This is a genomic window from Rickettsia endosymbiont of Pantilius tunicatus, from assembly GCF_964291875.1.
Lineage (GTDB): Bacteria > Pseudomonadota > Alphaproteobacteria > Rickettsiales > Rickettsiaceae > Rickettsia.
Genome location: NZ_OZ198175.1, coordinates 704773 through 724708, shown reverse-complemented (window position 1 = coordinate 724708; position 19936 = coordinate 704773). Strand labels below are relative to the sequence as shown.

The window sequence follows — 19936 nt, the reverse complement described above, 5'->3', positions numbered from 1 at the left end:
CAATAATTATATTAGATTATTTAGCTATTTTCATTTATTATTTATAATTTTGACGTTATTTATAACAATTAAAACAATATGTCACGCAGTTTATCTATTATTTGGTTATTTGGACTTATTAGCGGCTTTAACATAATGATTACCGGTAATACATTAAATTATTGGCTTGCTAAAGAAAATATAGCTTTGCAAACGATAGGTTTACTATCACTTATAACTTTGCCCTACTCTATCAATTTTTTATTTGCTCCAATATTCGATAGTTTAAGGATTAAATATTTAGACAAAATTTTTGGTCATAGGTTATCTTGGATTTGCTTAACTTCCATAGTACTAGTATTTTTTGTATATATTTTAAGCTTTTTAAATCCTTTTGATAATTTATTATTATTTGCCTCTATCTCATTGATTATTTCATTTTTTAGCTCTATGCAAGATACTATATTAAGTGCTTTTAGGACAGAAATAGTTAATAAAGAATCTCTTGGTTTTGCTTCAGGAATATATATATTCGGTTATCGATTCGGTATGCTAATTGCAAATTCAGGAGCTATATATTTATCCATCTATTTAACTTTCAACGAAATATATAAAATTTTTGCAATCTTAATATTTGTTTATCTTATTTTACTTATAGTTGGTGTAAAATATTGTAGATTTGATCAAAATAACGATATAGAGCAAACCACAGATAATAACAACGGTACTTTTGCTTTTATAAGGAACATTCTAAAGCCAATAGGATCTATTCCTTTTATTATATTAGTCTTCCTAGTATTATATAGATTACCTGATAATTTTATTAACGTCATGATCAACCCGTTTTTACTTCATTTAGAGTATGATGCTTTTGAAATAGGAAGTGTCGGAAAGTTTTGGGGAGTTATGGGTGCTATCGTTGGCGGATTACTCGGTGGTTTTATTATGAAGAAAAAGAATATATTAGATAGCATACTACTATTTGGTATTATTCATGCTTTAGCTCATATATTATTTATTATTCTTAAAATATACGGAAAGAATTCCACCCTATTATTTATTACAATAGGAGCGGAAAGTATTACGGGTGGTATGACGATGACCGCTTATATAGCTTTTATTTCATCATTATGTCAAGGCAAGTTTCGTGCTACACAATATTCATTCTTTTCATCAATGATGGGTATTTCTAGATCAATTTTTCCAATAATTTCAGGTTATATAGTAGTAAATTTTGGCTGGCAAAATTTCTTTTTATTTACTACTATTATAACTATTCCATCTTTAATAATATTATTAAAAATAAAAACTAAATTACAACAATGAATGATATTTTAACTATTTTCTTACATGCAATAATTTTACTTTCATCTTCGATTATACAAAGTATTTTTATATTAAATCAAAGTGCAAAATATTGTAGCTTTAAAAAAGCTTTACCTAGTATGATCGCTGGTTGTATAAGTTATAGCATTATTATATACATAATTATCTTTAATACTGAGTTCTTGTTTATTTATATGCTATGGTTCATAGCAATACCTATTTTTGTAGTTGGGTTTATTTTTTTCATGTATATGGGCTATAATACCTGGCATCAATCATACTTTAATTCGACAAACATCCCTAAATCGGTTTCTATTCAAAAACTATTTTTAGAACCTATATATATTAGTATTATCAATATTTAATCCTTTTATTTTAGATATGCTAAATACAGTTCTTTATAAATATCGAGATTATAATACTAAAGTAATATACATACTTATATCTATTTATGTATGGTTTTTATTATTATCAACAATTGGTTATAATATTAGAAAACTAAGTAAAGGAGCTATAATTTTAAAAATACTTAATAAGGTAGGAGCTATAACAATTTGGGGAATAGCACTACTATATTTACCGCAAACAATAATTACTATAAAATCTTGGATAAATTGGTTAAGTTAAAATGAACGAAATATTAAATGCATTTTTTCATGCAATACTCTTAGCACTTGGCTTAATCGTACCTTTAGGAGTACAGAATATTTTTATATTTAATCAAGGAGCTACACAACCAAAATTTCAAAAGGTTCTACCTAGTATAGTATCTGCTTCTATATGTGATACTATTCTTATTTGCTCTGCCGTTTTTGGTTTATCTTTGATAATTTTTGAAATCCCCACCTTAAAACTTACTATACTCATTTTAGGATTTATTTTTTTATTATATATGGGATATAATACTTGGAATCAGCCGCCTCTTGATCTTACTAATAACTCGAACGCACTTTCAGCTAAAAAACAGATTCTATTTGCTATATCAGTATCGATATTAAATCCACATGCAATTATGGATACAATAGTAGTAATAGGTACAAGTGCCCTAAAATATCAGGGACTTACAAAAACTATATTTACTTTAACTTGTGTGTTTGTATCTTGGATATGGTTTTTCTCTTTGGGTCTTGCTGGTTATAATGTAAGAAAGCTGAATAAAAGTAGCACGATTTTAGCTATAGTTAATAAAATAGCAGCTATTATAATTTGGGCAGTAGCTCTTTATATAGGAATACAAATATTATATGAAGTCGATTTTATTAACTAGAAGCTGGGAAGCTAATTTAGAAACTACTCAGGAAATAGATAATCATGTCTTAAATTTTCATTATATTAACTGCCCTATAATTAAGTATAAAACTCTAGATTTTGATATTAATATTTTGGGGGGTTACTCAAATATAATAATAACTAGTAAATACGCCGCTGCAATTATTGCTGAATATAAATTAAATCATAACATTTGGGTGGTAGGAGATAAATCAAAACAATTACTAGAAAACAAAAGTTTAAAAATAGCTTATACTGCTAAAAATGTAGATGATTTAATTCAGCATTTTCCAAGTGATTTATACAAACAAACTATATATCTATCTTCAAACGAAATTACTAAAGATTTGCCTGATAAGATAAAACGTTATATTATTTATAACGTAGAATATTTAAATGAGCTTCCGTTATCTGTTGTAAAAGAACTTAAGAACTCTGTTGACTTTGTAATGCTTTACTCTCAAAATAGTGCTAAGACTTTACTAAAGTTGTTAAATGAAAATAATTTATTAGAATACTTACAAAATAGTTTAGTCATAGCTATAAGTTTAAAAGTTGCAAATATAGTTAGACCTTTTTTTAAAAATGTGGTTTATTGTGATGACCAAAATCCTAACGATTTAATCAAATTATTATTTGAAAATGCAAAAATTCAATAGTTTATTTAAAAGCAGAAATATCTTTTTTATAGCAATAGTAATATTTACTTTATCCTCTTTCACACTTTATAATAATAGGAGCGATATTTTAAAATTATTTAAAAGCGAAAATAAAAACTTAAGTCAGACTCTTGACACCCCAGATGAGATTGAAACAAATATTAAAGAAACAAAAGAAGAAGCACCTTTATTATCTGCTAAGACACTTTTAAAATACGTAGACTCCTTAAAATTTCCTGAGACTCCTACTGCTACATTAGAACAAAAACCTGATCATCAACCTAAAATATATTCACCTGATTACATTCATTATCTGCTAAATGTAAATCTATTAACATATAATTTTTTACAAGATCAGGAATATAGTAAAGAGTTAATAGTGTTAAAATCTCTGCCGCTACCTCAGGATATAAAAAATATTTTAACAAACTTAGAAGAATATAATAATAATTACCTTATTTCTAAATTTGAAAAAGTGGAGGTGATTTTTCCATTGAATCATAAATGGCTTGAAAAATTTATTAAAATTGAGAAAAGACCTTCTAATATAATTAGAAAAGAACAAGATAAATTATTGATCCTAGAAAAATTAAAATATCTAATTAATTTTCTTTATTCAGAAAAGTTTATGCAGGAGTTTATAAATAAAGATGTTTAGATTATTATTAATATGTGCTGCTCTTTTTCTTCTTTATTTTGGCTTTACCTTAACGCAAAGCTTTGATTCAAAGGTTTTCATTAATTTATATAATTATAATATTGAAACCACTTTTTTCTTTAGTCTAATAAGTTTAATTTTATTAATAGTCCTTGGTTTTATCATAATAAGATTTTTGATATTAATTATCGATTTACCAATTAAGATACATAATGTTTTTAGTAATCGTAAAATCAATAATGATAGATATTCATTAGTTCTAGCCTTTGCAAAATATATTACCGGTAATAAAACTAAAGCAGGCTCTATTGCTCGAGAAAATTCATCTTGTGAAAACTTAAAAGAATTTCATAACTTAATTTTAGCTGAAACAGAAGAGGACATAGATAAGAAAATTGCTTATTTACAAAATCTTTCTAAATCGAAAGAATTTGCTTTTTATAGCAATAAAAACCTTGCTAAACTTTTTTATGACAAGGCACTTTATCAGGACGCAGGAAATTATGCCGTTAAAGCCTATAATATAAATGAATATGATACAGATAATTTGGTTACTTTAGCTTATTGTTATGGGCAGCTTGCTTTATGGTCTAAATTTACTTTTATCACAAACAAGATTGCCAAACTCCATAAACCTATACCTATTTCAGACACTTTAAAAATTGCTGATTATTATTTATTAGCAAATGATGCGGAATGTTTAGAATCGGCTATAAATACCAATTTTATAAATATCCCATTACTAGAGCTTTATTTGAATTCAAATAATAATCTGAATGATAAGAAAAAGATCAAAATATTGAAAGATGCTTTTCAAATTGTGCCGTCTCTAGAAATAGTAAAGCTCTTTAAAAAATTCACTAGCCTATCAGATGAACAAGTTTATGAAGAATTAACAAAAGATATAGATGCCAAAAAAGATGAGATATTAATTTTAGCATTAAAATCTTATTTAGAGTTGTAGAAACATCATTGCGGGAAAGATGCGGGCTTTGTTATGTAGATCGTTTTCCCTTGTCACCCCGTGGCGGCATTGCCCGCGTGGATCGAAAAACGCCCTAAGGTAGTCATCCCGTGGCTTGGGAACTAGATCCAGAAAATAATAAAAAATACTAATTTTATTAGTATTTTTAACTGGTTCTAGTTCATAAATCACGGGATGACAGGGGAGAATGATCCACGTAGGCAATGCCTACCGAGAGCGTTTTTCTATCCATACGGGTCAAGCCTCACGCAAGAATGACATAGTTGGTAACAATTACCTCAATTCGGCTTTCTTAAGCTCCTCCAAGTTACACGATCCTGTACACATCATAGTAATTTTAAGCTGCTCTATTATTAGTTGTATCTCTTCAGATACTAGATTTTCTGAAAGATCAGCTGCTTTTAAAAATGGACCAGCAAGACCAAAAATATCCGCTCCCATGCGAATAGCTTTAGCTCCATCAATACCTGATTTTAAGCCACCACTTGCAATAATGGAAATATCCTTTGAAGCTTCCCTTACCATTTTAATAGAATCCAGCGTCGGAATTCCCCAATCGATAAAACTACTAGCTATACGATTTTGTAATGAATTTGTAGCACGATAAGCTTCCACCTGACTCCAAGATGTTCCACCACTGCCTGCAACATCAAGAGTTTTGACTCCTATATCTATAAACTGTTTGGCTGTTTTTTTAGACAAACCAAATCCTACTTCCTTGATAATTACAGGGACAGAAAGATAATTTACGACTTCTTTTATTTTAGGTAAAAGATTTTCCCAAATTTTATCACCTTCCGGCTGCGTTAATTCTTGTAATATGTTCAAATGTAAAATTAAAGCATCAGCTTTAATGCTATCTACTAAATACTGACATTGTTTTGGTGTTACACCATAATTGAGCTGCACCGCACCAATATTAGCAAGCAATACTATATCAGGGGCATTATTACGCACTGTAAATGTATCTAAAGTACTTGGTTCTGAAAGCATAGTACGCATAGAACCAAGTCCCATAGCAATACCTGCTTTTTGAGCAGCAGCAGCTAATCTTTGATTAATATCTCTTGCTCTAGGCGTTCCGCCCGTCATGCTAGAAATTAGGATAGGTGCTTGTAAGGTTTTATTTAAGAAAGTGGTAGTTGTATCTATACTACTATAATTGATTTCTGGTAAGGCATTATGCACAAACTGAACCGACTCAAATCCGCTACTTAAGCCAGATTCAACATTTTTGGTAAGATTAATTTCGATATGGTCTTGTTTTCTTTTTATGTCTAACATGCATTATGTCATTATCTAATAAATAGAAGAGTATACCGCAAATACTTCAAAAGTTGGTAAGTCAAATAAGCGGTGAGTCTGCGGAATGTAGATAAACTACGTGAGCAAAGACGAAGCACGAAAAAAAGAGCAAGGAGTTTATAAGACGAGGAGCGGAGCGTATACTTAATACGTGAGCACCGCAGTACTTATAGAACGACGTAGCCAATTTTTGAAGTTCTATCTGAGTATTTACCAAATCTTGAAGTATTAAAGGTATATACTACTTCTTATCCATATCAGCGAATACTTCTTCCCACGAGCCAGTAGTTGCTGCTTTTGAATATTCGGTTGCTCTATTTTCAAAGAAATTTGTATGCTCAACACCGTTTAGCATTTCATCAAGCCATGGTAGAGGGTTATTTTTTACCATGTAAATATCTTTCAACCCTAGCTGAAACAAACGCCTGTCTGCGATATATCTAATATATAATCTTACCTCATCAGCCGTTAGCCCTTCAATTCCCCCTACTTCAAAAGCAAGAGCAATAAACGCATCTTCAAAATGTACAATAGTTGTACAAGCTTTATAGATACGACTACGTAAATTTTCTGTCCAGACTTCAGGATTTTCTCTAACGAAAGTTTTAAAGAGCGTAATAATAGAATTAGTATGCAGCGTTTCATCACGCACTGACCAAGCAATAATCTGCCCCATACCTTTCATTTTATTAAAACGTGGAAAATTAAGCATAATAGCAAAAGATGCAAATAGCTGTAATCCTTCGGTGAAAGCTCCAAATACTGCGAGCGTAGTTGCTATATCCTCGTTAGTAGCAACCCCAAATTGCTGCATATAATCATATTTATCTTTCATTTCCTTATATTTAAGAAACGCAGAATATTCTACTTCCGTCATCCCTACAGTATCAAGCAAATGCGAGTATGCTGCAATATGTACTGTTTCCATATTAGAAAAAGCAGATAACATCATCATTACTTCAGTGGGTTTAAATACTCGTGAATAATGCTTCATGTAGCAATTATTTACTTCAATATCAGCTTGTGTAAAAAAGCGAAATATTTGCGTTAATAAATGCTTCTCACCTGGGGTTAAATTATATTTCCAATCTTTAACATCATCAGCAAGCGGCACTTCTTCCGGTAGCCAATGAATTTTTTGTTGAGTATGCCAAGCTTCATATGCCCAAGGATATGAAAATGGCTTATAAATTGGACTTGCATCAAGTAATGACATATGCTTTCTTTTTATTTATTTTTTAATTTTTCTATTTCTTCTGTAGGTAACCCACTTATTCCCGTACCTTCTTCGCTTTGATCAGCAAACATAACTTGTAAATTCATCTATTGGATCTAAATATTTTTGCATAACATTATTATTACTGGCAAGCTAAGCATTCTTCATACTTATTAGCTTCGGCTAGTTCGTCATTTTGTTTTTCTAAATCTTTAAAATCTCCCTTTAATACATCATGCGAAACTTTATCAGCTCGTTGAATTGATGTTGATCTACAATAATATAAACTTTTCACTCCTTTTTTCCAAGCTCTAAAATGAATATCATTTAGATATTTTTTGCTAACATTACCAGGTAAAAAGACATTTAAAGATTGTGCCTGAGTAATATAAGGCGTGCGGTCGCTTGCTAGCTCTATCAGCCAATTTTGATCAATTTCATAGGCAGTTTTAAAGACTTGCTTTTCTTCTTCAGTTAAGAATGTTAGATGCTGCACTGATCCTTCGTGAGTACTAATTGAAGACCAAACCTGATCATTATTAAATCCTTTTTCCTCTAATAGCTTTTCTAAATGCTTATTACGTACATTAAAAGAACCAGTTAGGGTTTTCTGTACAAAGCTATTAGCAGCAAATGGCTCTATTCCTGGTGATGCATTTCCTGCTATTACTGAAATTGAAGCAGTAGGAGCTATTGCTGTTTTGTTACTAAAACGCTCATTGCTCCCTGCATCCAATGCATCAGGACACGCCCCTTTCTCTTTACCGATTTTAACAGATGCTTCTTCTACTTCCTTAGATACATATTCAAATATTTTTTTATTCCAAACTTTTGCCATAACCGACTCTATCGGTACTTTTTTCATTTGCAGGAACGAGTGAAACCCCATAACACCAAGACCAACGCTTCGCTCACGAAAAGCTGAGTATTTAGCTCTTGCCATAGTATCAGGTGCTTTATTGATGAAATCTTCTAAAACGTTATCAAGAAATAGCATAATAGTTGGTATGAATTCTTTATCATCTTTCCATTCTTCATAATATTCTAAATTTAAAGAAGAAAGACAACAAACGGCAGTTCTTGATTTGCCTAAATGATCGATACCGGTTGGCAATGTAATTTCACTGCATAAATTGGACATCTTAACATGTAAACCTAACTTTTTATGATGCTTAGGTATTGATTTATTAACACTATCAATAAATAAGAGATAAGGCTCGCCGGTTTCTATTCTGGTGGTAAGTAACTTTACCCATAAATCTCTTGCTCTAACTTTAGTTACAACTTTTTTGGTAGCAGGACTAATAAGCTCGAAGTCTGTATTATTTTCAACGGCTTGCATAAATTTATCGGTTATAGCAATACCGTGGTGAATATTAAGAGATTTTCGGTTAACATCGCCCCCTGTCGGACGTCTTATGTCAATAAATTCTTCGATTTCAGGATGATCAATAGGTAAATATACTGCTGATGAGCCTCGTCTAATCGAGCCTTGAGAAATAGCAAGGGTCATAGAATCCATCACCTTAATAAAAGGTATAATGCCTGATGAATGTCCCTTATTATAAATTGCTTCATTAATAGACCTAACATTACCCCAATAACTACCTATCCCACCACCGCGTGAGGCAAGCCAAACATTTTCCGTCCACAAATTTACTATGTCATTTAAACTATCATCGGTCTCATTTAAGAAACAAGAAATAGGTAGCCCCCTATCAGTGCCACCATTACTTAAGATCGGTGTTGCAGGCATAAACCACATTTTGCTCATATACTCATATAGCTTCTGAGCATGCTCTTTATTTTCAGCATAATAACTAGAAACACGAGCAAATAAATCTTGAAAATCTTCACCTTTCATAAGATATCGATCTCGTAAAATTGCTTTACCAAAAGGCGTAAGTAAATCGTTATAATTATTATTGATATTTATTTGAAATTTGTTTTTTTTTGCTGTGCTCATTATAAGTACTAATGGGGTTGGTAGAAGCTAATCAAGTATAAAACTTTTTCTTAAGTAGACACTATAATAAGAGTTTATTCAACATAAATATTTATAATTATTTTAGATTTACCCCTTGACAGTTGATAGTTCAAAGCAAACTCAAGCGAGTATTAAATTTTCTTAAATTTTATAAATTATGTGGGATAGTTGCATTATTGTAATGATAGTATTTTGAGAAATAAGTTTTAACTTGTCCAATCCAGCTCTACATAATTCAGTTTAGAAGACTCTCCAATTTGATTAGTAGGATTTGTATTATTTACACTTAAATTTTTAGAAGTACGATCGTAATAATCTAACGTGTCTTCATCGTTATAACGAGGTTGTAATTGTTCATTTTTGGTGAATTTTAAAGGATCAAACATTTCTATATATTTTAATACGTATTCTAAATATTCTTTTTTTTCTTTATCTAAAGTAACATTATTTTCATTTGAGTAATTATATAGCTTTTGTAAAAAAGTATAATATTTATCGCCTTTAAATAATCCATAATGAGCAAGGAACAGCATATTAATATCTTTAACCTTTTCTGTTATTAATATTTTTTCAAAAAGCTCTAAATTATAAGTATGAAGAGCTACACATATAATATTGTTATGCGTTATTTTACTTTTTATTATTTTAATTTTTTCGGAGAAAGTATATTTAGACCACTTCACAATTTGTATACTCAGGTAGAATTTCAAAAATTGGCTACGTCGCCTTTGTAAGCCCTTAGCTGCTCACGTATTAAGTAACTGCTGCCGCTCCACGGCTTACAGCCTCTTTGCTCTTTTTGAAATTGACCTTCGTCTACCAGCTTTTCGTTCACTTGCAGCAACCTTATTCTTTGAGGAAATTTTTAGGCTTTCTATAATAAATTGTATTATAAAATTTATCACTTTCTGGGAATTTTCGAGTACGGATAGAAAAGTTACCAAAATTTCTGATTTCAATACGGTTCTGTTCTTTTAGAGAATTGCTTAAATAATCAAGGATTAAATTCACAGAATCACTTACATCTTCTTTAGAAAGATAATCCAGCTGCTTATGTATTTTATTTACCAAATCAATTTTAGTAGCCATAATTAGAAATTGCCTTAATTCCATTAAAACTATTTTTGAAAAAACTAGGGACTAAACTGTCGAAATCTTCAAGCATCATTTCCACTAATTTAGGTTTTGGTTTTAGCTGATAGTCTTTAATTTTTAATTTAGCATCGATTTTTTTCTCATCTTGCAACCATTTTAAGGCTGTATCCTCATTACCTATACTGTCTACCAACTTTAGTTTTACAGCTTGACGACCTGAATATATTCTGCCATCAGCAAGTTTTTTGACTTCATCTATAGGAATTTTACGTCTTTCAGCAACAAGTTCAATAAAAAAATTGTAAGTATCTTCTATATTTTCCATAACCGCTACTCGCACATTTTCAGTTAGTTTTTCAGTAGGATTTGGGGCAGCTTTAAGCTCACCTGATTTAAAATTAAGAAAAGTAATGCCAAGCTTTTGTGCAAGGTCAGTTATCTCAGTAGTCTGTAATATTACCCCAATTGAACCAGTTATAGTTCCATTATGGCTAATGATATAATCACCAGCAAGAGAGATTAAATAACCACCACTTGCTGCCATTGTTCCCATAACTATAACTACTGGCTTTTTTTCTGATATTTTAAGTAGAATATTATAAATTTTTTCTGAACCTACTACTGTACCACCTGGGGAATTTACATTAACTATTAAGGCTTTAATATGAGAATCATCAACAATTTTCTTAAGCTTTTTATCACGCTTCTCATCTTCAAGTATTATGTCGTCAATTAATACCGAAGCTATATAATCATCATTATTATTGGCTAAAACTTCCGTTGGAACAAAATCTTTACAAATTAAGAAGAATGAAACACCAATTAAAATAATTGCTATTAACTTCCAAACTAATAAACGAGATTTTATTTGTTTTCTTTCAATTAAATAATCAGGTGTTATATTCATTTTGCAATATATTTTTTAGTTTTCGTCATTGCGAGGAGAGGTTGGTTCGTGGATCAATTTTTCCGTCATTACGAGAAGAAACTGAAAGTTTCGACGAAGCAATCCCAGGATGTTTTACTAGATTGCCACGTCGTTTCACTCCTCGCAATGACATACATACCCTATTTACGTTCTGCTGGGCTTTTCATCATCTCAAAGAACTCATTATTAGTTTTAGTATGTTCTAACTTTTTAAGCAAGAATTCTATTGCTTCACTGCTACCCATTGGGTCGATGATGCGGCGAAGAACCCACATTTTATTTAGTACTATTTTATCAACTAATAAATCTTCTTTTCTAGTTCCTGATCTAGTTATATCAATAGCTGGGTAAATACGTTTATCAGCAATCTTACGATCTAACACTATCTCAGAGTTACCTGTACCTTTAAACTCTTCGAAAATCACTTCATCCATACGTGAACCTGTTTCAATTAGAGCCGTACCGATTATAGTAAGTGAACCACCATTCTCAATATTTCTTGCAGCACCAAAAAATCTTTTCGGACGCTGAAGTGCGTTAGCATCAACACCACCAGTTAATACCTTACCAGATGATGGAACTACAGTATTATAAGCACGAGCAAGACGTGTTATTGCATCAACTAAAATTACTACATCTTTCTTATGTTCTACTAAACGCTTTGCTTTCTCAATCACCATTTCCGCAAGCTGTACGTGCCTACTTGCTGGCTCATCGAAAGTAGAGCTAACAACCTCACCACGCACGGAACGTTGCATATCGGTCACTTCTTCCGGTCTTTCATCTATTAACAGCACTATTAAAAATACTTCTGGATTATTGGTGGTAATAGCATGGGCGATATTTTGTAATAACACAGTTTTACCGGTACGAGGAGGTGCAACTATTAAAGCACGCTGACCTTTACCCATTGGAGCGACTAGTTCAATAACACGTGTACTAAAATCTTTGCTGTTATCTTCAAGCTCTAAGCCCAATTTTTCATCAGGATATAAAGGGGTTAAATTATCAAAATTGACGCGGTGATAAGCTTTAGAAGGATCTTCAAAATTTACTTTATTTACCTTAAGTAGAGCAAAATAACGCTCTCCCTCTTTTGGAGCTCTTATTCGCCCTTCCACAGTATCACCAGTACGAAGACCAAAGCGACGAATCTGACTTGGAGAAATATAAATATCATCAGGTCCTGCTAAATAGTTTACTTCAGGAGAACGCAAAAAGCCAAACCCGTCAGGCAAAACTTCAAGTACTCCCTCGCCTACTATTGAACCACCCTGCTCTACAGATTTCTTTAAAATTGCAAAAACTAATTCTTGTTTACGCAAAGAACTAACATTTTCAATTTTTAGCTCTTCTGCCTGAGCTTGTAATTCTTCAGGCAATTTACGTTTTAATTCTTTTAAATTAATTATATTGCCGTTTTCTGCATAATGATTATTAAATTCAGGATTATTTAGTTGTTCTGGGGATTCTTTATTAGTTATACTCATTATTTTTATTATAATAGATTATAGTTGATATGAATGAAAAATTTAATTCCTTAAATGTAGAGGAGATATTACGTTGTTTTAAATTAGGAATCAAACTAGATTTTTAGATTTATTCTTGTGGCTTGAAGAATTAATTTTATTTGTTAGCTTTATAAAGCTTTAATATATGTAAAAGGATATTAACAATCTAAAAGCATATTGTCAAGTATATAGATGAAATTATAGAAACATATCAAAGATTATATCTATTAACTAACATCCTATCATCTCTGTATCTATTATCAAATTTGGGAATAAATTTTGTTCATAAAATGACAACTCTTTTATTTCTCTTTCCGTGTAAGTCTTGTCTCTAGAAGATTCTAGCTCATAACTTGATAATATATTATGCCACATCTCAAGATCTTTAATATTAAGAGTTGCATGTTTGTATTTTAAACATATTCCTGTTATATTTTTTATCTTTTCTTTACTTTCTCTCAGTTTTTTATAGAGATTTTTAAGATAATTCACATATAGATTAGAAGCATCCAAGCCATTTGATCCTATAAATGTTACATCCGCCCCATGCTCTTTTAGAAAATATGCAATTTTTAAACTCCCATTTTTAACGGCTATCGTAAAAGGTTGATATTCCTGCCCTAAATTAATTTCATCACCTTTTTTTAATAATAGTTCTATAACCTCTCTATTTCCACTTCTAGCTGCTTCAATTAAGGGAATATCTACGGGGTAATGTGTAATAGCTCTTGTATTTTCTGGTTTAATATTAATTTTGGTTTCTTCATCATTTAGTAAAATTTCAATTATTTCTATTTTATTTTTAAAAGAAATAGATTAAAGATAATAGAAAACTATTTTCTACTTTCTCATCTAATGTTTTATTAAAGAAAAAATTTTGAAATAGTTCAAAATTATTAGCATGAATAGCAGCTTCTAAAACAGATTGGTAATTAATTTTTACTCCATATATAAGTATTAAACCATCTATTAAATCTAAACGCTCATTTAATACTGAGAAATATAAAGCATCCCGACCAAAATCGTCTTTAATATGAAGCTCTTCTTTACTAAGATAATTTATAAGTATTTTTACTGTCTTAAAATCCTTGTTTTTAAATACCGCAAATATAGGTCTACAACCATCATGATTTTCAATATTCGGTTTAAAGCCATAACGCAATAGCTATTAACCATTTTGTTATTTTTATTTATGGTTGCAGTTAATATAATAGGATTACCGGCGATCTCAAAACCAAGAGGATGGAGTTCTAAAGGTCCACAAAGATTTGCTTGAAAATTTTGTAGTTGTTTGTCTTGCTGAAACTTTAGAATATAACGCTCCGCTTGCTCAATATCATTATTTTTGACAGCATCACATAAAGCTATTTCTTCTGGAGTTTCAGCAATGTAGTATTTTTTAGTAAGAGATAGAGGCATAATAATTTTGTGAAAACATTATGATATGGTAAAATGTCATTCTTATAAAAATAAGAACGACATTTTATTTTTAAGAATCTTTACTATCTCTAATTTCTTTGACTATGCTTAATAATTGAGGAAAATCTACTGATCCTGGGATTAACCTAGCATTAATTACATATGCAGGCACACCCTGAATTTTAAGATTTCTAGCTATCTGCATATTTTGAGCGATTAAATCTCTTACATCAGAACTATCAGCTATCTCTTCAACTTCCGTAATATTTAAGTCATTTTTGGCTAATAATTCTTCAACAGTTTCTTTAGAAATATTTCTTATCTTCATTAATTCACTATGAACAGCTTTAAATTTGCTAGGATTAATTTTATAAACTGCTAAAGCTATTTTTGCTAAATAATCAGAGGCATCACCAAGTATAGGTAATGGTCTTAACAAAATTTTCACCTCTGGATCATTTTGTAATAACTCATTTAAAGAAACATCACCTTTTTTACAGTAGGAACAAGAATAATCATAAAAAGCAACTATAGTTATATCACCTTCTTTATTACCTATAACAGGAAAATTTTGGCTATTCTCGATATCTAATTTGTTATCCTTAATATAGCTATTAACTTTGGTTTCACTTTCTTGTACTTTACGCTTTTGTAGATTTTCTATTGATTGTATTATTATTTCAGGAGTACTAAGTAAATATTCTTCGATAATCTTCTTAACTCTTTCTTCTTCGCATTGTTGAGGCTCTTCATTTTGTTTAACTTCTATGGAAACAGGTTTTGTAGAAGAAGTTTTTATAGTCTTAAAAATAAATAAAACTCCTATAATTACTACAAATATAACTAATATCTTTCCAATAATATGCTGCATAAATAACCTTTAAAATTAATTTTATTTTGTTTCGGGCTAAGATACGTCATTGCGAGGAGATGCAACTCCTACTGTGTCATCCCGTGGCTTGACCGCGGAATCCAGAAAAACAATAAAAATATTACATATTTTTTCCTGAACCCCGTGAATAAATTACGGGGTGACAACCATACCCCACTCTTTACTTCTGTCTGATCAATCTACTTTGATCCCTCTTCCAATCTTTTTCTTTAATCGCTTCTCTCTTGTCATGTAATTTTTTACCTTTAGCAATGCCAAGCTCAATTTTTATCTTGTTTTTTTTGTTAAAATACATAGACAAGGCAACTAGAGTATAACCTTTTATTTTAGTTCTACCGATAATTTTATTTATTTCTTTCTTATGCAATAATAATTTACGCGGTCTTCTGGTAGAGTGATTGAATCTATTTGCTTTTTCATATTCTGCAATATGACAATTGTACAAAAATACCTCATTTCCCGTATCAGCTGCATGGCTCTCTTCTATAGATGCTTTACCTTGACGAAGCGATTGAACTTCACTGCCCTTTAATACAATACCCGCCTCCAGCCTTTCTTCAATAAAATAATTAAATAGAGCTTTTTTATTTTGTGCAATAACTTTCTTATATTCACTCATAACTTTATAGATAATGATGTTATAATTTCTTCAATTTGTTTTTTGGTTGTATTTGTTGCTTCAGTTAAAGGCAAACGAATTTCGTTTGTGCAGAATCCTAAATAATGCATAGCATACTTAACTGGAATCGGGTTTGATTCTACGAATAATGCTTTATATAAAGGTAATAATTTTTGATGAATATCTAAAGCTCCTTTAACATCATTGTTATACCATTTCTCTTGAAGCTCTTTGCATAATTTAGGTGCAACGTTAGAAGCTACGGACACACACCCTACTCCGCCTTGAGCATTAAAAGCAAGACTTAAATCATCATTACCGCATAATAGATTAAATCCTTTTTTAACTATAGATTTAATTCTAAGCGGTCTTTCTAAATCTATTCCTGCATCTTTTAAAGCTAAAACACGAGGCAATCTAGACAGTTTGAATATTACTTCATCAGTAAAATCGATTCCAGTTCTACCCGGAACTGAATATAGCATAATCGGTAAATTACTAGCTTCATGTATTGCTTCAAAGTGTTTATAGATTCCGTCTTGAGTAGGCTTCAAATATGACGGCGGACTAACCATAAAACCGTCAACCCCAATATTTGTAGAGGCTGCTGCAAGCTCTACCGCATATGCAGTATTATTTGAAGAACATCCACTAATTACAGGAATACGCTTATTTACTATATCCTTAGCTGTTTGCAATAATAATTTATATTCTTCAAAACTTAAACTACTTCCCTCGCCGGTTGTGCCGGCTAATATTATTCCATCAACCTTTCCGTCAATTTGGCGGTTAATAATTTTTTCAAGCGATTCTAAATCCAGTTTATTATTTTTAAACGGCGTTATTATTGCCGTAATCAAACCTTTAAATATGTTATTCATTGCTTTTCATTTTTATGTTGTTTCGTCATTGCAAGCCTATTTTGTCATACCGTGGCTTGTCCACGGGATCCAGTTAAAAATATGTTAGTGTTTTTTTATTGTTTTTCTGGATACCGTGGACTATCTCACAAGATTGCCGCACAAGTGATTCTCCTTTCAATGACGTTTTTATCCCCTTACAATTCTATCATATTCCTCTTTTAACATATCAACAATTTTATGATCATTAAAAGTAACTTTCTTTCCGTCGAGATCTATAGAATTAATATTCTGAACCTCAATTGCCGTACCGGTAGCAAAACAGCTAGTAAAATCTTCTATTTGCTCTAGCTTTATACGCTCTTCTCTTACTTCTAACCCTAAATTTTTTGCAATTTCAATAATAGTTCGTCTTGTTATGCCATCTAAAAATCTATCGGCAATTGGAGTATATAGCACATTATCTTTAACAAAGAAAATATTTGTTGTAGTGCATTCCGCAATATATCCCTCATAATCAAGTAATAATGCATCATCATAACCAAGAGCTTTAGCTTCTTTTTTACTGGTTATCGCCATATTATAATGAGCAGCGGATTTAGATTGTACCGGCATCATATTAGGTGCAGCCTTATGCCATTTGCTTACATACAAATTAAATCCCGCAGTAAATGCTCGTGGCATAGAAGAAACAGCCGCAATCAGAACGTTAGTTGATAATTTAGGATTAATAATATTTAAAGATTCACTCCCGCACCAAACAAGCGGTCTTATATATGCATCCTGAATATTGTTTTTTTCTATTAATAATTTGTGGGCTTTTACAATTTCTTCTACACTGTAAGGTACTTTCAACCCTAAAACTTCTGCTGATTTAATTAATCTTTCAGTATGTTCTTTAAGTTTAAAAACTTTACCATTATAAGCCCGCTCACCCTCAAATACCGATCCTGAGTAATGTAAACTATGAGTTAAAGCATGTACTGTAGCAAGTTCATAAGGAACTAACTCACCATTAATCCAAATATACCAAAGATTATTTTCTGAATTTTTTGTCATTGTTATTAATTGTTATTTGTACTAGAGTAATTATGTCATTGCGAACGACTGCAAGGAGTGTGGCAATCTCATAAAGCAAACTCCTAAGTTTGCTTCGTCGCTATGCACCTCGCAATGACGAAAAAATTTTTAAAAATTACATCATATTTATATGCAAGAATATAAGGCACATATCCTAATTGTTGATGATGATACCAGAATATTAGCACTTTTAAAGCAGTTTTTAAATAAAAATGAGTTTTTAGTATCAACTGCCGTCTCAGCTATAGAGGCAAAAGATTTGTTGAAGACTTCTAATTACGATTTGATTATTTTAGACGTCATGTTACCAAGTATTACAGGACTTGATTTTGCTACTACCATTAGGGATGCTGGCAATAATATACCGATAGTAATGTTAACTGCTTTATCGGAAGCCGATGACCGCGTTAAAGGTCTTGAAGCTGGTGCATCAGATTATGTTATCAAACCTTTTGAACCACGAGAATTATTATTGCGTATAAATAACTTGATCAATAATTATAATAGTCCTAAAAAGGAAAAAAATATAACTAAATTTGGCAATAATTTTTATAATTATAATACTAAAGAATTTACTAAAAATGATCAGATAATTCCGCTTAGCTCTACTGAGCAGAAGTTACTTGAAATATTTATAGAACGTCTTGGCACTTCTATTAGCCGCTTTGAGCTTTCAAAAATTATGGGAGGTCTTAGTGAACGCTCTATCGATGTACAAATTACAAGAATAAGGAATAAGCTGGAAGATAATCCTAAAGAACCAAAATATTTAAAAACCGTGCGTAACGAGGGATATGCACTTTATATCTAAAATATTACCTAGGACTTTGTTCCTAAGATTTATGCTTATCATAATTATGCCGATTCTGATAGGACAGCTAGTTGCTATATTTTTGTTTTATGATCGTCATTGGTATAATGTTTCATATTATACTAGCACCATTATTATCAATGAAATAGAATCTTTAATTAAAGAGCATAAAAACAATCCCAAAGAAATAACACATTTATCAGAAAATTACCTCAATTTATCTTATCAATTTGAGCCTAATAAGAAACTATTAGCAAAACAGCCTAAGTTAAACGAACCCTTAACTATATTTAAAAATATTTTAAATACAAAAATTCATGAGAAAAATATAATTAACTTAACTAAGGAAAATAGAATTCAAGTATTATTAGAACTAAATAATGAGATATTAAATATTTCTTTTCCAGCCAAACTTTTACTTAACCCAACAGTATATATTTTTGTTCTGTGGATTATATTTTTAACTATCATATTACTTTCCATCTCTATTATTTTCTCTAAGAATCAAATTAAATCAATACTTGCTCTTGCAGATAGTATGGACGAATTCGGTCGAGGTATCTTAAAAAGTAAGAATTTTAAGCCTACAGGTGCTTTAGAAATAAGAAAAGCAGGGCTTGCTTTTTTAAAGATGAAATCTCGTATAGAAAAGCAAATCACCAAACGAACTACTATGCTTGCCATGATTTCTCATGATTTAAGAACTCCTTTAACACGTATGAAATTACAACTTGAATTAATGGACGAAAATGAAGAAACTGACGGATTAAAGCAAGATATATTAACCATGCAGCAAATGATAAATTCCTATTTAGATTTTGCCAGAGGTGAAAGTGCAGAACAGTTTGAAGAAGTTTTTATTTTATCTTGGATTAAATCTTTTTTAAATAAATGGTCACATATAGATATTGAGTTTATAAATCCTAGTAAATTAGATGGAGTGAAACTTCGAATCAAACCACATTCTTTCGAAAGAGCCTTGTCTAATTTAATCAGTAACGCTATAAAATATGGTACTAAAGTTAGAATTTCGTTAAATGCTAATTCATCTAACTTATTGATAATAATTGAAGATAATGGCAGGGGCATAGATGATGCAGAAAAACCTTTAGTATTAAAACCATTTTATAGATCAGATAAAGCAAGACAGTTAGATAATTCAAGTAATGTAGGACTTGGACTTGCCATTACTCGTGAGATAATAAAAAATCATAATGGATTTCTTTACCTAGAGGATAGCAAGGATTTAGGTGGGCTGTCGGTTAGAATAGAACTTCCTGTGTATACTAAGATAGAACTTTAAAAATTGGTATAGTCGTCATTGCGAGGAGTGTAGC

General features: G+C 30.9%; 21 protein-coding genes. 8 read left to right on the top strand and 13 right to left on the bottom strand.

Translation table 11 applies throughout. The features are described from left to right. Positions 1-78: 78 nt before the first annotated feature. From ACICQC_RS04195 to ACICQC_RS04170, 6 genes are all read left to right on the top strand, one after another. On the top strand, positions 79-1305 hold the full coding sequence (locus tag ACICQC_RS04195) for an AmpG family muropeptide MFS transporter (RefSeq protein WP_395477502.1): 1227 nt from the start codon (positions 79-81) through the stop codon (positions 1303-1305). A 381-nt stretch (positions 1306-1686) separates the two neighbouring features. Further along, a complete protein-coding gene (locus ACICQC_RS04190) occupies positions 1687-1932 on the top strand; it encodes a hypothetical protein (protein ID WP_395477501.1) in 246 nt (81 codons plus the stop codon). A gap of 1 nt (position 1933) precedes the next feature. Further along, positions 1934-2572 carry a LysE/ArgO family amino acid transporter gene (locus ACICQC_RS04185; protein ID WP_395477500.1) on the top strand — a complete coding sequence of 213 codons (639 nt, stop codon included), beginning with the start codon at positions 1934-1936 and terminating at the stop codon, positions 2570-2572. Further along, positions 2550-3233, top strand: a complete 684-nt coding sequence (locus ACICQC_RS04180; RefSeq protein ID WP_395477499.1) for a uroporphyrinogen-III synthase — start codon at positions 2550-2552, stop codon at positions 3231-3233. The genes ACICQC_RS04185 and ACICQC_RS04180 overlap by 23 nt, the downstream gene beginning before the upstream one ends. Further along, positions 3217-3891 carry a hypothetical protein gene (locus tag ACICQC_RS04175; protein ID WP_395477498.1) on the top strand — a complete coding sequence of 225 codons (675 nt, stop codon included), beginning with the start codon at positions 3217-3219 and terminating at the stop codon, positions 3889-3891. The genes ACICQC_RS04180 and ACICQC_RS04175 overlap by 17 nt, the downstream gene beginning before the upstream one ends. Next, positions 3884-4855 (top strand): heme biosynthesis HemY N-terminal domain-containing protein, encoded by a 972-nt coding sequence (locus ACICQC_RS04170; RefSeq protein WP_395477497.1) that lies wholly within the window; start codon positions 3884-3886, stop codon positions 4853-4855. Before ACICQC_RS04175 ends, ACICQC_RS04170 begins: the two co-directional genes overlap by 8 nt. 294 nt (positions 4856-5149) lie before the next feature. Here ACICQC_RS04170 and fni read toward each other — a convergent pair whose 3' ends face one another. From fni to ACICQC_RS04105, 13 genes are all read right to left on the bottom strand, one after another. Continuing rightward, positions 5150-6160: a type 2 isopentenyl-diphosphate Delta-isomerase gene (gene fni, locus ACICQC_RS04165; RefSeq protein ID WP_395477496.1), complete on the bottom strand. Its 1011-nt coding sequence runs from the start codon at positions 6158-6160 to the stop codon at positions 5150-5152. A gap of 262 nt (positions 6161-6422) precedes the next feature. Then, positions 6423-7397 (bottom strand): ribonucleotide-diphosphate reductase subunit beta, encoded by a 975-nt coding sequence (locus tag ACICQC_RS04160; RefSeq protein ID WP_395477495.1) that lies wholly within the window; start codon positions 7395-7397, stop codon positions 6423-6425. Between the two features lie 142 nt (positions 7398-7539). Continuing rightward, positions 7540-9363: a ribonucleoside-diphosphate reductase subunit alpha gene (locus ACICQC_RS04155; protein WP_395477494.1), complete on the bottom strand. Its 1824-nt coding sequence runs from the start codon at positions 9361-9363 to the stop codon at positions 7540-7542. Between the two features lie 227 nt (positions 9364-9590). Further along, positions 9591-10067 (bottom strand): hypothetical protein, encoded by a 477-nt coding sequence (locus tag ACICQC_RS04150; protein WP_395477493.1) that lies wholly within the window; start codon positions 10065-10067, stop codon positions 9591-9593. A gap of 163 nt (positions 10068-10230) precedes the next feature. Further along, the gene (locus ACICQC_RS04145) at positions 10231-10473 is read right to left on the bottom strand and encodes an HU family DNA-binding protein (RefSeq protein ID WP_395477492.1); all 243 of its coding nucleotides are present in this window, start codon (positions 10471-10473) and stop codon (positions 10231-10233) included. Then, the gene (gene sppA / locus ACICQC_RS04140; protein ID WP_395477491.1) at positions 10463-11386 is read right to left on the bottom strand and encodes a signal peptide peptidase SppA; all 924 of its coding nucleotides are present in this window, start codon (positions 11384-11386) and stop codon (positions 10463-10465) included. Before sppA ends, ACICQC_RS04145 begins: the two co-directional genes overlap by 11 nt. A gap of 161 nt (positions 11387-11547) precedes the next feature. Then, positions 11548-12897: a transcription termination factor Rho gene (gene rho / locus ACICQC_RS04135; protein ID WP_011477405.1), complete on the bottom strand. Its 1350-nt coding sequence runs from the start codon at positions 12895-12897 to the stop codon at positions 11548-11550. A gap of 252 nt (positions 12898-13149) precedes the next feature. Continuing rightward, positions 13150-13665 (bottom strand): ankyrin repeat domain-containing protein, encoded by a 516-nt coding sequence (locus ACICQC_RS04130; protein ID WP_395477640.1) that lies wholly within the window; start codon positions 13663-13665, stop codon positions 13150-13152. A gap of 55 nt (positions 13666-13720) precedes the next feature. Next, a complete protein-coding gene (locus ACICQC_RS04125) occupies positions 13721-14080 on the bottom strand; it encodes a hypothetical protein (protein WP_395477490.1) in 360 nt (119 codons plus the stop codon). A gap of 327 nt (positions 14081-14407) precedes the next feature. Beyond that, on the bottom strand, positions 14408-15208 hold the full coding sequence (locus ACICQC_RS04120) for a DsbA family protein (protein ID WP_395477489.1): 801 nt from the start codon (positions 15206-15208) through the stop codon (positions 14408-14410). Positions 15209-15389: 181 nt separating this feature from the next. Beyond that, a complete protein-coding gene (gene smpB, locus ACICQC_RS04115; RefSeq protein ID WP_395477488.1) occupies positions 15390-15848 on the bottom strand; it encodes an SsrA-binding protein SmpB in 459 nt (152 codons plus the stop codon). After that, a complete protein-coding gene (gene dapA / locus ACICQC_RS04110; protein ID WP_395477487.1) occupies positions 15845-16729 on the bottom strand; it encodes a 4-hydroxy-tetrahydrodipicolinate synthase in 885 nt (294 codons plus the stop codon). The genes smpB and dapA overlap by 4 nt, the downstream gene beginning before the upstream one ends. A gap of 168 nt (positions 16730-16897) precedes the next feature. After that, the gene (locus ACICQC_RS04105; protein ID WP_395477486.1) at positions 16898-17767 is read right to left on the bottom strand and encodes a branched-chain amino acid transaminase; all 870 of its coding nucleotides are present in this window, start codon (positions 17765-17767) and stop codon (positions 16898-16900) included. A gap of 151 nt (positions 17768-17918) precedes the next feature. Between ACICQC_RS04105 and ACICQC_RS04100 the strand changes: the two genes are divergently transcribed. Further along, positions 17919-18599 carry a response regulator transcription factor gene (locus ACICQC_RS04100; RefSeq protein ID WP_395477485.1) on the top strand — a complete coding sequence of 227 codons (681 nt, stop codon included), beginning with the start codon at positions 17919-17921 and terminating at the stop codon, positions 18597-18599. Continuing rightward, positions 18583-19902, top strand: a complete 1320-nt coding sequence (locus tag ACICQC_RS04095; protein WP_395477484.1) for an ATP-binding protein — start codon at positions 18583-18585, stop codon at positions 19900-19902. Before ACICQC_RS04100 ends, ACICQC_RS04095 begins: the two co-directional genes overlap by 17 nt. The last annotated feature ends 34 nt before the right edge of the window (positions 19903-19936 follow it).

Excerpts from the sequence above, each read along its gene's own strand:
- ACICQC_RS04100 (WP_395477485.1), top strand. The coding sequence starts at position 17,919 with ATGCAAGAATATAAGGCACATATCCTAATTGTTGATGATGATACCAGA.
- ACICQC_RS04160 (WP_395477495.1), bottom strand. The coding sequence starts at position 7,397 with ATGTCATTACTTGATGCAAGTCCAATTTATAAGCCATTTTCATATCCT.
- fni (WP_395477496.1), bottom strand. The coding sequence starts at position 6,160 with ATGTTAGACATAAAAAGAAAACAAGACCATATCGAAATTAATCTTACC.
- ACICQC_RS04190 (WP_395477501.1), top strand. The coding sequence starts at position 1,687 with ATGCTAAATACAGTTCTTTATAAATATCGAGATTATAATACTAAAGTA.
- ACICQC_RS04145 (WP_395477492.1), bottom strand. The coding sequence starts at position 10,473 with ATGGCTACTAAAATTGATTTGGTAAATAAAATACATAAGCAGCTGGAT.
- ACICQC_RS04095 (WP_395477484.1), top strand. The coding sequence starts at position 18,583 with ATGCACTTTATATCTAAAATATTACCTAGGACTTTGTTCCTAAGATTT.
- ACICQC_RS04180 (WP_395477499.1), top strand. The coding sequence starts at position 2,550 with ATGAAGTCGATTTTATTAACTAGAAGCTGGGAAGCTAATTTAGAAACT.
- sppA (WP_395477491.1), bottom strand. The coding sequence starts at position 11,386 with ATGAATATAACACCTGATTATTTAATTGAAAGAAAACAAATAAAATCT.
- ACICQC_RS04170 (WP_395477497.1), top strand. The coding sequence starts at position 3,884 with ATGTTTAGATTATTATTAATATGTGCTGCTCTTTTTCTTCTTTATTTT.
- ACICQC_RS04175 (WP_395477498.1), top strand. The coding sequence starts at position 3,217 with ATGCAAAAATTCAATAGTTTATTTAAAAGCAGAAATATCTTTTTTATA.
- ACICQC_RS04105 (WP_395477486.1), bottom strand. The coding sequence starts at position 17,767 with ATGACAAAAAATTCAGAAAATAATCTTTGGTATATTTGGATTAATGGT.
- ACICQC_RS04195 (WP_395477502.1), top strand. The coding sequence starts at position 79 with ATGTCACGCAGTTTATCTATTATTTGGTTATTTGGACTTATTAGCGGC.
- smpB (WP_395477488.1), bottom strand. The coding sequence starts at position 15,848 with ATGAGTGAATATAAGAAAGTTATTGCACAAAATAAAAAAGCTCTATTT.
- rho (WP_011477405.1), bottom strand. The coding sequence starts at position 12,897 with ATGAGTATAACTAATAAAGAATCCCCAGAACAACTAAATAATCCTGAA.
- ACICQC_RS04155 (WP_395477494.1), bottom strand. The coding sequence starts at position 9,363 with ATGAGCACAGCAAAAAAAAACAAATTTCAAATAAATATCAATAATAAT.
- ACICQC_RS04185 (WP_395477500.1), top strand. The coding sequence starts at position 1,934 with ATGAACGAAATATTAAATGCATTTTTTCATGCAATACTCTTAGCACTT.
- dapA (WP_395477487.1), bottom strand. The coding sequence starts at position 16,729 with ATGAATAACATATTTAAAGGTTTGATTACGGCAATAATAACGCCGTTT.
- ACICQC_RS04120 (WP_395477489.1), bottom strand. The coding sequence starts at position 15,208 with ATGCAGCATATTATTGGAAAGATATTAGTTATATTTGTAGTAATTATA.